The sequence below is a fragment of the Alistipes sp. CAG:268 genome (assembly GCA_000434235.1).
In the GTDB taxonomy this organism is placed as follows: Bacteria; Bacteroidota; Bacteroidia; order Bacteroidales; family Rikenellaceae; genus Alistipes; species Alistipes avistercoris.
Window position 1 is genome coordinate 44,345 of the sequence record FR891993.1, and the last position, 13,796, is coordinate 58,140.

11 protein-coding genes, 1 tRNA gene and 1 pseudogene (1 of these 13 cut by a window edge) are annotated in these 13,796 nt (G+C 62.2%); 9 read left to right on the forward strand and 4 right to left on the reverse strand.

All coding sequences use genetic code 11. The annotated features are described in order from the left end of the window. The 9 genes and pseudogenes from QZL63_RS04725 to QZL63_RS04765 all read left to right on the forward strand — a co-directional run. Nucleotides 1-223 (forward strand): annotated as a pseudogene (locus QZL63_RS04725) (MBL fold metallo-hydrolase); it begins 474 nt to the left of the window's first position. Nucleotides 224-233: 10 nt separating this feature from the next. Beyond that, on the forward strand, nt 234-965 hold the full coding sequence (locus QZL63_RS04730) for an FkbM family methyltransferase (protein WP_022308177.1): 732 nt from the start codon (nt 234-236) through the stop codon (nt 963-965). After that, complete coding sequence (gene trmD, locus QZL63_RS04735) at nt 955-1,635, forward strand: tRNA (guanosine(37)-N1)-methyltransferase TrmD (protein ID WP_022308178.1); 681 nt, start codon at nt 955-957, stop codon at nt 1,633-1,635. The genes QZL63_RS04730 and trmD overlap by 11 nt, the downstream gene beginning before the upstream one ends. An 82-nt stretch (nt 1,636-1,717) precedes the next feature. Beyond that, nucleotides 1,718-2,854 carry a lipid-A-disaccharide synthase gene (lpxB, locus tag QZL63_RS04740; RefSeq protein ID WP_022308179.1) on the forward strand — a complete coding sequence of 379 codons (1,137 nt, stop codon included), beginning with the start codon at nt 1,718-1,720 and terminating at the stop codon, nt 2,852-2,854. Then, the gene (locus QZL63_RS04745; protein ID WP_022308180.1) at nt 2,851-3,483 is read left to right on the forward strand and encodes a fumarylacetoacetate hydrolase family protein; all 633 of its coding nucleotides are present in this window, start codon (nt 2,851-2,853) and stop codon (nt 3,481-3,483) included. Before lpxB ends, QZL63_RS04745 begins: the two co-directional genes overlap by 4 nt. Before the next feature lie 20 nt (nt 3,484-3,503). Further along, entirely contained in the window at nt 3,504-4,100 is a 597-nt protein-coding gene (locus QZL63_RS04750) for a Maf family nucleotide pyrophosphatase (RefSeq protein ID WP_022308181.1), read from the forward strand. After that, complete coding sequence (locus QZL63_RS04755) at nt 4,097-6,085, forward strand: S46 family peptidase (protein ID WP_022308182.1); 1,989 nt, start codon at nt 4,097-4,099, stop codon at nt 6,083-6,085. The genes QZL63_RS04750 and QZL63_RS04755 overlap by 4 nt, the downstream gene beginning before the upstream one ends. Nucleotides 6,086-6,141: 56 nt before the next feature. After that, nucleotides 6,142-7,947, forward strand: coding sequence for a S41 family peptidase (locus QZL63_RS04760; protein ID WP_022308183.1), 1,806 nt, complete (start codon nt 6,142-6,144; stop codon nt 7,945-7,947). Between the two features lie 159 nt (nt 7,948-8,106). Next, nucleotides 8,107-8,195 (forward strand) — tRNA-Leu (locus tag QZL63_RS04765). Between the two features lie 193 nt (nt 8,196-8,388). Here the strand turns inward: QZL63_RS04765 and QZL63_RS04770 are convergent. The 4 genes from QZL63_RS04770 to QZL63_RS04785 all read right to left on the reverse strand — a co-directional run bounded on the left by QZL63_RS04770 (nt 8,389) and on the right by QZL63_RS04785 (nt 13,787). After that, a complete protein-coding gene (locus tag QZL63_RS04770) occupies nt 8,389-8,934 on the reverse strand; it encodes a beta-class carbonic anhydrase (protein WP_022308184.1) in 546 nt (181 codons plus the stop codon). Between the two features lie 129 nt (nt 8,935-9,063). Next, the gene (locus QZL63_RS04775; RefSeq protein ID WP_290586039.1) at nt 9,064-10,827 is read right to left on the reverse strand and encodes a glycoside hydrolase family 2 TIM barrel-domain containing protein; all 1,764 of its coding nucleotides are present in this window, start codon (nt 10,825-10,827) and stop codon (nt 9,064-9,066) included. After that, nucleotides 10,715-11,602 carry a sugar-binding domain-containing protein gene (locus tag QZL63_RS04780; protein WP_022308186.1) on the reverse strand — a complete coding sequence of 296 codons (888 nt, stop codon included), beginning with the start codon at nt 11,600-11,602 and terminating at the stop codon, nt 10,715-10,717. Before QZL63_RS04780 ends, QZL63_RS04775 begins: the two co-directional genes overlap by 113 nt. 7 nt (nt 11,603-11,609) lie before the next feature. Continuing rightward, the gene (locus QZL63_RS04785) at nt 11,610-13,787 is read right to left on the reverse strand and encodes a GH92 family glycosyl hydrolase (RefSeq protein WP_022308187.1); all 2,178 of its coding nucleotides are present in this window, start codon (nt 13,785-13,787) and stop codon (nt 11,610-11,612) included. Between the last annotated feature and the right edge of the window lie 9 nt (nt 13,788-13,796).

Below are 13,796 nucleotides of genomic sequence, written 5' to 3' on the forward strand. Positions count from 1 at the left end.
CTTTGCGGGCGACGCGCTCTTCCGCGAGTCGATCGGCCGCACGGACCTGCCCGGAGGCGACTACTCGTGGATCATGCGCTCGATCCTCGACGTGCTCGTCCCGCTGGGCGACGAGGTACACGTCTACCCGGGCCACGGCCCCGAATCGACCATCGGCCACGAGGTGCTCTACAACCCCTTCATCGTCGAGGTGCTCAACGAGGAGGTAAACTACAAAGGCTGACCCGACCCCCGTGAAGACACTCATACACCGAATCCTCTACCGCACGCTGCCGTTCGAGGGCTACCTGCGCGCCGTAAGCCGGATGTTCTTCGTCTGGCAGCGGCTCGGCATCGGCCGCTACGCCCCCGCCACGGAGTATGTCTACCACCTCGGCCGGCTTGTCCGGCGGGGCGACACCTGCATCGACATCGGCGCCAACCTCGGCTACTACGCCCGGACGATCTCCCGCCTCACGGGTCCCGAAGGGCGGGTCTACGCCGTGGAGCCCGTAGAGCCGATCCGCTGCGTGCTGGAGCGCAACCTGCGCCGCTGCCGCAACGTCGAGATCCTCCCCTACGCGCTCGGCACCGAATCCAGGAAGGTAACCATGGGCAACGACTCGGCACGCGAGACGGGCTACTTCGGCACGGGGCAGAACTTCGTGAACGACAGCGGCCGACAGACCGACACGGCCTTCACTGCCGAAATGCGCCGCGGCAGCGAACTTTTCGCCCGGCTCGAAAGGCTCGACTTCATCAAGTGCGACATCGAGGGGTACGAGGTGGTGGTTATGCATGAGATGCAGCCCCTGCTCGAACGTTTCCGCCCCACGGTGCTCATCGAGACGGGCGGTGCGAACCGCCCCGAGATCATCCGGCTGTTCACCGGTCTGGGATACGCAGGATACACGCTCGAACACGGACGCGAAGTGCCGCTCACCGAAGATTCAACGAAAGACATCATATTCCGCCATGCGCATTGACATCATATCCTCGGTTCCCGAACTGATGACCTCGCCCCTGAACGAGTCGATCCTCAAGCGGGCGCAGGAGAAGGGATTCGTGCAGATCGTCGTACACAACCTCCACGACTACGCACACGACCGCCGCAAGACCACCGACGACTACCCGTTCGGCGGCGAAGCGGGCATGGTCATGAAGTGCGAGCCGGTCTTCGAACTCGTCGAGAAACTCCAGAGCGAGCGAACCTACGACGAGATCATCTACACCTCGCCCGACGGCATCCGCTACGACCAGCACGAGGCCAACCGGCTCTCGACGCTCGGCAACATCATCATCCTCTGCGGCCACTACAAGGGCATCGACCACCGCATCCGCGAGCACCTCATCACACGCGAGATCTCAATCGGAGACTACGTGCTCACAGGGGGCGAACTGGCCGCCTGCATCATCGCCGACTCGGTCGTGCGGCTCATTCCGGGAGCGATCGGCGACGAGGCCTCAGCCCTGACCGACTCGTTCCAGGACAACCTGCTGGCCCCGCCCGTCTACACGCGGCCCGCGGAGTTCCGCGGCTGGCGGGTCCCCGACGTGCTGCTCTCGGGCAACTTCGCCCAGATCGAGAAGTGGCAGGACGAGCAGGCCTGGGAGCGCACCAAACGCCTGCGGCCCGACCTGCTCGGGGAGGAGTGACCCGACACGGACCTGCCGCAGACGGTCTTCACGCGAGCCGGCGACACCGGAAAAGCAGAAAACCGAACCAAAGAGCGAAGAGATGAAATACTACCTCATAGCCGGGGAGCCTTCGGGCGACCTGCACGGCGCCAACCTGATCGAAGGGCTCAGGAAGGCCGATCCCGAGGCGGAGTTCCGCTTCTGGGGCGGCGACCGCATGGCCGAGGCGGGCGGCAGGCAGAACCTCCGCAAGCACTACCGCGAGACCTCGTTCTTCGGCATCGTGCAGGTGCTGAAGAACCTCCGCACGATCCGCCGCCAGATGCGCGAGTGCCGCGAGGATGTGGCCGCATGGCGACCCGATGCGCTGATCCTGATCGACTACCCGGGATTCAACATGAAGATGGCCCGCTGGGCCAGCGGGCACGGCATCCGCACGTTCTACTACATCGCCCCCAAGGTGTGGGCCTGGCGGGAGTGGCGCGTGAAGTCGATCCGGCGCTACGTGGACCGGCTCTACATCATCTTCCCCTTCGAGCGGGACTACTTCCCCCGCCACGGCATCGACCCCGTCTTCGAGGGCAACCCGCTCGTCGATGCCATCGAGGCGCGGCGTCCGACGCTGCCCGACGGCGATGCATTCCGCCGCCGCAACGGGCTCGACAACCGTCCGATCATCGCCCTGGTGGCAGGCAGCCGCCGCGGCGAGATCCGCGACAACCTCCCGCTCATGGCCCGGCTGGCCGAGCGGTTCCCCGACCGGCAGTTCGTCGTAACGGGCGTACCCTGGCTCGAACGCGCACTATACGATCGCTACATGGCCGGAACGGGCCTGCGCTATGTCTGCGACCAGACCTACGAGACCATCGCCGCGGCCGAGGCGGCCGTCGTCACCTCGGGGACGGCAACGCTCGAGACCGCCCTGCTCGGCACGCCCGAAGTGGTCGTCTACCGCACGCTGTGGTTCCAGGTCAAGCTGCAGCCCTACGTGCTGAAGGTGCCCTGGGTTTCGCTCGTCAATCTCAACCTCGGACGCGAGGCCGTGGCCGAGATCATCCAGTCGGACCTCGACGTCGCACGCGCCGAGCGCGAGTTGCGCGCCATCCTCCCGGGCGGCGCGAAGCGCGGGCGGATGGAGGCCGACTTCGAGGAGCTGCGCACCGTCATCGGCGGTCCGGGAGCCAGCGAACGATTCGCCCGCCGCATGGTCGGGGAACTCAAAAAGAACCGCACATGAAGATCATCTGTATCGGACGCAACTACCGGGCCCATGCCGAGGAACTGCACCACGCGACAGGGCTGGCCGAGGAGGGGGCCGAACCGATCTGGTTCCTCAAGCCCGACACGGCCATGCTGCGCAACAACGACCCATTCTACATCCCGCGTTTCTCGCAGGAGGTACACTACGAGTGTGAACTCATCGTGCGGATCAACCGTGTCGGGAAGGCCATTTCCGAGCGTTTCGCACACCGCTACTACGACGAGGTGGGAGTCGGCATCGACTTCACGGCCCGCGACCTGCAGCGGCAGGCCATCGCCGAGGGGCTTCCGTGGGAGCGGGCCAAAGCCTTCGACTACTCGGCGGCCCTGCCCCCGAAGTTCCTCCGACTCGCCGACCTGGGCGGCGACGTGCAGCGCCTTCGGTTCGCCCTCGACGTGAACGGCGAACGCCGCCAGACGGGCGACACCTCTCAGATGCTTTTCACGGTGGACCGGCTCATCGCCAGCGTGTCGCAGTACATGACCCTGCGCATGGGCGACCTGCTCTTCACGGGCACTCCGGCCGGTGTGGGACCCGTCCGCCCGGGCGACGAGCTTCGCGCCACGCTCGAGGGGCACGAACTGCTCCGCTTCGATATCCGATAACCGACGCACGCCATACAACCATGTTACTCCACGAGAAACTCAAGAACTACCGCCTGTTGCTGGCATCGCAGTCGCCGCGGCGGCGCGAACTGATCGCCGGGTGCGGGCTTCCCTACGAACTCGCCCCGCGCTTCGAGTGCGAGGAGCGTTACCCGGACGGGCTTCCGGCCGAGGAGGTACCGCTCTACCTCGCGCAGCTCAAGAGCCGGGCCTACCCCGAACCCCTCGGCGAACGGGACCTCCTGCTGACGGCCGACACGGTAGTGGTGCTCGACGGCGAGGTGCTCGGCAAACCCCGCGACCGCCAGGAAGCCGCGGAGATGCTCCGCCGTCTCTCGGGCCGCCGACACACGGTCGTCACGGGCGTGGCCTTCCGCACCACCTCGCGGCAGCACGCCTTCGAGGCCCGCACCGACGTCTGGTTCCGCACCCTCGATCAGGAGGAGATCGACTACTACGTCGATACGTTCCGCCCCTTCGACAAGGCCGGATCGTACGGTATCCAGGAGTGGATCGGGTATGCCGCCATCGAACGCATCGAGGGGTCGTTCTACAACGTCATGGGGCTGCCCATACAGAAAGTCTATGTCGAACTGAACCAATTCATAAACCCATGAAACGCACGCTGCTGACCCTGCTTGCCGCCCTCACGATGCTGCCCGCACTGGCAGACGAGGGCATGTGGCTCCCGAGCCTCATCTCCGAGCGCATCGACGACATGCGCTCGAAAGGATTCCGCCTGACGGCCGAAGACATCTACTCGATCAACCAAGCCTCGATGAAGGACGCCGTGGTGCTCTTCGACGGCGGCTGTACAGGCGAACTCGTCTCGCCCGAAGGCCTGCTGCTCACCAACCACCACTGCGGCTACGACGCCATCCAGCGCCACTCGACCGTCGAGCACGACTACCTCACCCACGGCTTCTGGGCCATGTCCCGGGCCGAGGAGCTGCCCAACGAAGGACTCAACGTCCGTTTCCTGGTACGCATGGAGGAGGTGACGGAGCGACTGGCGGCCGGCGAAACCGCCGAGGAGCTGATCCGCAAGGCCGAAGCCGAGGGCGAAGGCTACAAGGCCTCCGTCGAGCAGATGTACTACGGCAACCAGCAGTTCCTGTTCGTCTACGAACAGTTCGATGACGTCCGTCTGGTGGCCGCACCGCCCTCATCGATCGGCAAGTTCGGCGGCGATACCGACAACTGGATCTGGCCCCGCCACACGGGCGACTTCTCCGTATTCCGCATCTATGCATCGAAGGAGAACAAGCCGGCGGCCTACTCGCCCGACAACGTCCCCTACCGCCCGAAGAAGTTCTTCACCATCTCGACCCGGGGCATCGCGGAGGGCGACTTCACGATGATCTACGGATTCCCGGGCAACACGCAGGAGTACATCCTCTCGGATGCCGTGGGCTACATCGCCGAGCGCTCGGACCCGGCCAAGATCGCCATCCGCGACGGCCGACTCGGGATCATCGCCGAGGCCCAGGCCTCGGACCCCGCGCTGCGGATCCACTACGCCGCCAAGCATGCGACGATCGCCAACGCCTGGAAGAAGTGGCAGGGCGAGGTGCTCGGCATCACGCGCCGCGGCACCGTCGCCTCGAAAAAGGCCTACGAGGAGGCGTTCGACCGCTGGGCGCAGGACAAGCCCGAATACCGCCGCGTGGTGAGCGACCTCAAGGCCGAATATGCCCGGATCATGGATCCCTACTTCGCCCGCGAGATCACGCTCGAGACCCTTGCCGCGCTGCCGGGCAAATACACCCCCGAGGAGCGGGCCGAGGAGCTCTTCGCTCGCCGAGAGCCGACCGAACGGGCCCTGTGGCGCTACCTCTTCGGCGAATACGCCCGCCGCTGCCCGGCAGAATACCAGGTCCCGACGTTCCTCGACGGCGTGGCCGAATACGGATCGCCCGAGGCCTACGCCGAGCAGGTTTTCCAACAGGTATGGAGCGGCAGCGACACCACGGCCGTCAATGCCCTGCGCCGCGACACGAAGCGCATGCAGGAGCATATCGTCTGGATGCTGGGGACCAAGTCGCTGCGCAACCTCACGAGCAGCCGCCTCAACGCACTCTACACGACCTACATCCGGGGACTGCGCGAATGGGACGGCGAGCGGGCCTTCTACCCCGACGCCAACCTGACGCTGCGCGTGGCCTACGGCTCGATCGCCGGCTATGAGTATGCCGACGGCGAGTACCACAAGCCGCTGACGACCCTCGACGGCATCATCGCCAAGGACAACCCCGAGATCTACGACTACGACATCCCGCAGGCGCTGCGCGACCTCTACGCATCGAAGGAGTACGGACGCTGGGCAACGGAGATCGACGGACGCCGCACGGTGCCGGTCTGCTTCCTGGCCTCGAACCACACCACGGGCGGCAACTCGGGATCTCCGGTGCTGAATGCCCGCGGCGAACTGGTGGGCATCAACTTCGACCGCACGTGGCGCTCGACGATGAGCGACATCGCCTTCGATCCCTCGATCTGCCGCAACATCGGTGTCGATATCCGCTACGTGCTCTTCGTCATCGACCGCATCGGCGGGGCCGGCTATCTGCTCGACGAGATGAAGTCCAGCAGGAAAAAGTGACAATTTTGGAATTTTTCACTATATTGTCCCGGCAAACCTATTAAACAGGACATGCTATGAGACATTTCGATGCATTTGTGAGATGGACGGCAGCACTGCTGCTGACGGTTCTGTCGATTGCCTGCGGCAAGGACAAGACCACGACGACGGAGGGATCGGCAATCACCGGAGGCTCCTGGAGCCAGACCGAGACCATTGAGGCCGTCGGGGCACAGAAGGATTTTTCGTTCACGGCCCGCGGACAGTGGAGCGCGCAGAGCGACAACCCCGACTGGTGCGAGGTGCTGACCCCCTCGGGAGACAAAGGCGCCGCAACGCTGCGGATCGACGTAGCCGAGAACAGCAGCGAAAGCCCGCGTTCCGCCATCATCCGGATCTCGGTGGGCAGCACCACGGAGAGTTTCAAGATCCTCCAGAAGGGTACGGCCGGAGCTCCCGAGATCAACGTGCTGGTGGACGAGGTGCTGGCGGCATACTATCTGTGGAACGAGGAGTACCGGGCGCTTGACCGCGACCTGTCGCTGCCCTACAACGGGGTCTACGACAACTTCGTATACCATACGTTGATGAGCATGGAGACCAACACGCTCGACAAGAAATACAACGAGCGTTACGGGGAGTACCACATCTACTCCTACCTCTCGCGAACCCCCTCATCGGGACAGAAAAGCGCCGCGACACGCAGTGGTGTAAATCACGGTGTCGAGAAGGACGACCCCGTGCCGAGTTTCGGTATCGGCAACTACGCCCTCGTGTCGTTTGTAGACCAGTCGGGACGGCCGACGGGGCAGATCGGGCTCACACTGTTGAGCATCATCCCCGAATCGCCGCTGGCCAAGGCCGGATTCCGCCGCGGCGACATCATCGCCACGATTGACGGCAAAACCCCGACCGAGCAGACCTACACCACAGAGTTCACGCGCCTGATCGCCCCCTCGGAGGGGCTGAAGGTCACGCTCACCAAAAACGAGGCGAACGCACAGCCGATCGAGGTCACGTCGGTGAGTCTGGATCCCACGCCGATCATCCGCGCCGAGGTACTTGAGGGTACGCACGTCGGATACATCGTCTACGACAGCTTCGACGCCGCCTACGACAACGACCTGCTGGCCGCCATCAAGAGCCTCAAGGAGGCCGGCATCACCGATCTGGTGCTCGACCTGCGCAACAACGGCGGAGGACATGTCATCACTTCGAACATGCTCTCAACCTGCATCGGAGGCAGCGCATGCCAGGACCGCGTCTACCAGTACTACCGCTACAACGACGAGCGGATGGCCGACTGGAAACAGACCTCCGAAACGTTCGGCATGAGCTATGACCAGACGGCGAAGCTCTTCTTCGAGAAGTTCTACTACTCGAACTACTACGGCGTCTCGCTGGCGAACTATGCCCTGAACCTCAGCCGGCTCTATGTCCTCGTCAGCGACGGTACGGCATCGGCGAGCGAGGCGGTCATCAACAGTCTGAAGGGCATCGGACTTCCCGTGACGCTCATCGGCTCGAAGACCAACGGCAAGAACGTCGGCATGAATGTCTTCACGTGGAACAACATCGAAGGATACGACTACGAATTCGCCCCGATTTCGTTCCAGGGCTACAACGCCCAGAAGCAGTCGGTGGATCCGAAGGGCATCACTCCCGACTACGCGGTCAGCGAGACGGCTTCGGGAGGATGGTACGTGGATTTCGGTCCCGACGAGCCGCTCGTACACAAGGCCCTCGAACTGATTGGCGCAGCCGACGCATCGGCAACAACCCGCAGCGTGAAATCCGTCGGCGCGGGTCAGCGCGGAAGCATCCGGCAGGCCATTGAACGGCCGAACGGCATGATCCGCACGATCGACCCGAAAGAGATGTAACGCATTGCATTACACGCATACTACGGAAACGGCCCCGAATATCGGGGCCGTTTTTTTACTGCAAACCGAAACTTTATGGGCCCGAAAATTTGGTGAATAGAAATTTATGTTCTATATTTGCACTCCGAAAGTCAATCAGTATGGCTTTCAAGCGTACAGGCCCAGGTGGTGAAATTGGTAGACACGCTACTTTGAGGGGGTAGTGAACAATTGCGTTCGTGCAAGTTCGAGTCTTGTCCTGGGCACCAGAAACCGCGCTAAACGAAAGTTTGACGCGGTTTTTCGTTTTGCATGATTGCGATTTGTCCCGATTCGGACAAAGAAGTTCTCCGGCTAACGGACCCGGGGTCGTTTTCGGCGGATTTTCCCCGGCAATCGACATACAAAAAAACGGACAGGCTGACAGCCTGTCCGCAGTGATTCTGGCTTTTCCGATCCAGTTTACTCCGAAATCGGAGTCAGCGCACCCGTCGTTGAGTCCATGATATACCCCTTCACCACAACATCGGAGGGGACCAGCGAATGGTTGCGGACCAGATCGACCGTCTCAAGGATGGCCGACTCCGTATCATCGAAGCCGTGCAGCCAGCGGTCGAGATCGATGCCACAGTGTTTCATCAGCGAGATATGCTGGTCCGGAATCCCGCGCGAACGCATCAGATGCTGCATCTCGGCACTGTCCATGCCCTGCACGCCGCATCCCGTATGGCCGATGATCATCACCTCCTGCACACCCAACTCGTAGATGGCCACAAGCAGGCTGCGGACCGTACTGTCGAAGGGATTAGTAATCGTACCGCCGGCATTCTTGATGATCTTCACATCCCCGTTTCGGAATCCCAGGGCCGCAGGCAGCAACTCCACCAGCCGGGTATCCATGCACGTGACGATAGCGATCCGCTTGTTGGGATATTTGTCGGTAATGAAACGTTCGTACCGTTTCTCCGCCACGAATCGGCGGTTGTATTCCAGGATTTCGTCAATCATCGTTCGCAGAATTTAGTCGGATCAGATTTTAACTCGGGGAACTCCCCGCGCAAAGATACCACTTTATTCGGGAAACCGCCAAAATCGGGGAGGCGGCTCCACGGGAAACGGACAAACCCACCGGACGAATCAAGGCTCGGAGCAGGAACGGACCGACAGGGTGGAAGGGGGCATGCCGTCGGCTTCGGCCGTCAGTCGAACCGTTCCCTTCCGGCCATCGTTCTGCAGGACAACGAGCGCCTTGCCGTGAAATGCCCGCCGCTGCGAGGCCTTGAACGGCTCCATACTGGTCTGGCTCCCGTTATCCACTCCGGCAATGAAGCCGCAGCCCTCCACACGGAAACGGAGCTGCGTATCGGCATCAGGCACGAGCGTGCCCTCCCGGTCCACTATCTCTACCGTCACGAACGAGAGGTCTTTTCCGTCGGCCGCAATCCGTTCCCGGTCGGCGGACAGGCGGATCTGCGCCGGAGCGCCCGCCGTCCGGATCTCCCGGGTCAGCACCACCTTTCCGTCCTTGCGGGATACTGCCCGCAGCATACCGGGTTCAAACGGCACCCGCCACCAGACATGGAACTGCCCCGGTTCCTTGCTCCTGACCCCGAGGCTACGCCCGTTCAGGAACAACTCTACCTCGTCCGCACGGTTGTAGTAGGCCCAGACATCGACCGGCTCGCCCGGTGTCCAGTTCCAATGCGGAAAGAGGTGGAGCACCGTCCGGTCGCTCCATTCGCTCTGATACATGTAGTAGGCATCCTTGGGAAATCCGGCCAGATCCACGATACCAAAATAGGAGCTGCGCGACGGCCACCAGAAGGGCGTGGGCTCGCCCAGATAGTCGAAACCGGTCCAGACGAAAACGCCGGCACAACAGGGCAGATCCTTCACCACACGCCAGTTCTCCTCGTGAGTCGAGCCCCACAACGCACAATTGTTGTCATACGACGAACAGGCATGGACGGGTCGGTCGAAGGCCTGATCCCAGGTCTCGGGCCATGCATACCGCCGGTCCGAAGGCATGATGTAGTGGCCCCGCGTGGCGAATGCGGAGGTGGTTTCCGAGGCGATGAAGCATTTGCCGGGGAAGTTCTTCTGGAAATCGCGATAAACACCCAGGTTGTAGTTGAATCCATAGACATCCATCGCTCCCGACCGGAAGAGGTTGTTCGAGGGATCGGCGAAATTATTCCCCGAGGTCACGGCTCGGGTCGTATCCAGGCTCTTCACGATCCGGGCCAGTTGCACGGCGATCCACGAATTGATGTTGAACGCGGAGTCCGTCCCGCCGGCCGCACGTGCCGTGCGGGGGACATTCAGCAGCACGTTGGCCTGCTGCAGGGTCAGGGTATCCGCCCGAACGTCGTCAAACTGCTCGTAAACCTCATTGCCGATGCTCCACATGAACACGGACGGATGGTTGCGGTCACGCAGGATGTGGTCGGTCAAATCCCGTTCGTACCACTCCGGGAAGTCGCGGCTGTAGTCATACTCGCTTTTCCGCTTCCGCCACATGTCGAACGCCTCGTCCTGCACCAGGAAACCCATTCTGTCACAAAGTTCGAGCAGTTCCGGAGCCGGAGGGTTGTGCGATGTCCGGATGGCATTGCACCCCATCTCCTTGAGGATCTCGAGCTGACGCTCCAGCGCCCGCCTGTTGATTGCGGTTCCCAGACAGCCCAGATCGTGATGGAGGCAGACGCCGAGGATCTTCAGCGGCTCTCCGTTCAGGAAGAAGCCCTGATCCGCATCGAACCTCATGAAACGGATGCCGAAAGGGGTTTCATACCGATCGACGGTACGCCCCCCGATCCGCACGGTCGAAACGGCCCGATAAAGGGAGGGAGCATCCACGGACCACAACTCCGGGTCCGGGACCTTCACCTCCTGCAGCACGGAGGTATCCGAAGCCGCAGGAATGCCGGCCCGCCCGGTGCGGCACTCCCCTGCCGACCCGCCCGGTGCGGCACTCCCCGACCCGGTTACCCTCGGGATCATAAAGCGCCGTCTCCAGCTCGACGGCCACCGGATCGGCGGAATCGTTGCACAATGTGGTCCGGACGGCCACGGCTGCCTCATCCGGTCCGACGGCCGGCGTTGTGATGAAGGTTCCCCAAAGTCCGACGTGGACCGGATGGGTCCGTACCAGCCAGACGTTTCGGTAGATTCCCGAACCGGAATACCACCGGGAATTCGGCTGTTCCGAATTATCCACCCGGACGACCAGTACATTCTCCTCCGCCCCATAATTCAGACAGGGCGTCAGGTCATACCGGAACGAGACATAACCATTCGGCCGATATCCGAGCAGATGACCGTTGAGCCACACCCGGCTCTTTTGGTAAATGCCGTCGAAATCGACAAAGAAGCGTTTGTCACGATCACGCTCCGGAACGGTAAAACGCTTCCGGTACCATCCGACGCCGCCCGGAAGCGCCCCGCCTCCGGGAGTCGCCGGATGGTCGGGCGAAAAGTCGCCCTCGATACTCCAGTCATGCGGCAGGTTCAGTTCCCGCCACGCCGAATCGTCGAAATCCGGATCGGAGAAATCGCCGTCGGCATCCAGGGCAAACCGCCAATCGGCCGTAAAATCCGACCGTTGCCGGATCTCCGCACCGTTCTGGCAGGAAAAACCGGCCCACGCCAGCAAGGCAAGCAGGCACCGTCTCATATCCCAACTATTTGGTACTGAACTCCAGAACCCCGCCCTGCATGATCTCCCGGACAGGAATGAACGGACGGTCGAGCCTCTTCCCGTTGAAACGCACCACCTCCATCGTCTGGTGTTTCTTGCGGTCCCGGGCCACGATCTTCAACCGATTGCCGTTCGACAGGGCCAGCTCGAACTCCTCAAAGGCCGGTATTCCCAACGCATACTCGCCCGAAGCCGGAGTGAGCGGATAGAAGCCCATGACACTGAAAATATACCAGGCGGACATCTGTCCCAGGTCGTCGTTGCCGGAGAGGCCGTCGGGACTGTTCCGGTAGTTTGCAGCAAGGATCCCGGGCAGACGGGTCTGGATCTTGTCCAGCCGGTCGCAGTGCGCATAAAGGTAGACATAATGGTGTCCTGGCTCGTTGTCGTGGCGGTAGTGCCCCTTGTCGAAGTTCTCGTCGAGAGCCTTCACGAAGGCGTCGCGCCCGCCCATGAGTTCGATCAGCCCCGGAACATCCTGCATCACGCAGAAGCGATAGGTCCAGTTGGCCCCTTCGGTGAATCCGACATCATCGGCATCCCACTCCCCGGAACTCCGGCGTGCCTGAAAGAATCCGGTCTGCGGGTTGTAGAGATTCCTGTAGTTCCGCGACCGTTCCATCAGGACCCGATAATCCTCCATGTGCCCAAGCCCCTTGGCCATCTGGGCGATGCAATAGTCGTCCAGCGCATATTCGAGCGTCGAGGCCACCGACTCGTCGGTCCTGTCCGACGCAACGTACCCCGCCTTCATGTAGTGGGTCAGGCCGGCGCGGGCCTCGTAGCCGCCGTTCCAGAAATCGCGGTCTCCCCAGCGATAGTGTTCGTCGCGCGTCGGCGGAGTGAAGGCATCCTTGCGGATGGCCCGGTAGGCAGCCTCCAGATCATAACCCCGGAATCCATTGACATAGGCGTCGGCAATCACGGCGTCGGCATGGGTGCCGATCATGATGTTGGTGAAGGTCGGATTCGCCCACTTGGGAATCCATCCGGACTCCTCGTACATCTGCACCAACGACCGGACCATCGCATCGACCCGTTCCGACTGGACCAGCTGCAGCCACGGATGCTGGGCCCGAAAGGTATCCCACAGGGAGTAGGCAGTGTAGGAGGTCCCTTCATGTATGCGCTCGTCGAAGGGGCTGTAATACCTTCCGTATTCCGAGAACTCCCGAGGGTACTGCAGCGTGCGGAAGAAGGCCGTATAGAAGACCGTGAGGTCATCCTCCGACGCCCCCTTGATCGAAACCCGCGACAACTCCCGGTTCCATCGATCCCGGCCGGAGGCCTTCACCTGCTCGAAGGTCCGCTCCCGACCGATCTCGCGGTCGAGGTTATCGGCAGCCTGCGCGTAATCGATGAATGACGAGCCGATGCGCACCTCGACCGTCCGGACATCCGAGGCGAAGCGGACATAACCGCCGACATTCGGGGCGGCATCGCTCCGCCGGCCCTCGCTGACGGTCCCGTCGGCCCAGGTTCCGAAATCGGCGAACGGTTCCGAAAACCTCAGCACGTAATAGCAGGCAAACCGGTAGAGCCGCGGTCCGAGATGGGCATCGAACCGCTCCTTGTTGTAGAGCCGGATCTCGTTCCGCTCGGGAATAATCTCGATCCCCCCGCCCTCGCACATGCGGCCGGCCTCGATCATGAGCATCGGGGCCCCGCTGTCCGCATAGGCGAAACGGAAGAAGGAGCTGCGCGAGGTAGCCGTGAATTCGGTCCGGATCCGGCTTCCGTCGGGTTCGGTATGGCTGACCGTGTAATAATACGGCGTACCGCATTCGGTGTCTCGCTCCAAGGGGACGGCCCGCTGTTCCGGATCGGTTCGCAAAACGCCGCTCTGGGGCATCATCGTGAAATAGCCGTAATCGCCCATCCAGATCGCGGGCTGGTGAGTTCCCATGAACCCGATCAGCCGGTCGTCGGCATGGTGGTACATGGTCGCGGAGATCTTGTTGAGTCGGGTCGCCGCGCACCACTGGGTCATCCCGAACGGATCGCTCACGGCCGGCGTCGTCCCGCCGTATTCGGTCACGTGAGGGCCGCAGCTCCCGATAAACATATTGACATAGTCCACCGGAGCCTTCTCCGCCCCGAACGAGGCGCTCCCGCACAAGGTGAAAAGTACGGCAAGCAAAGATTCGAACGTCTTTTTCATAAGGCAAAA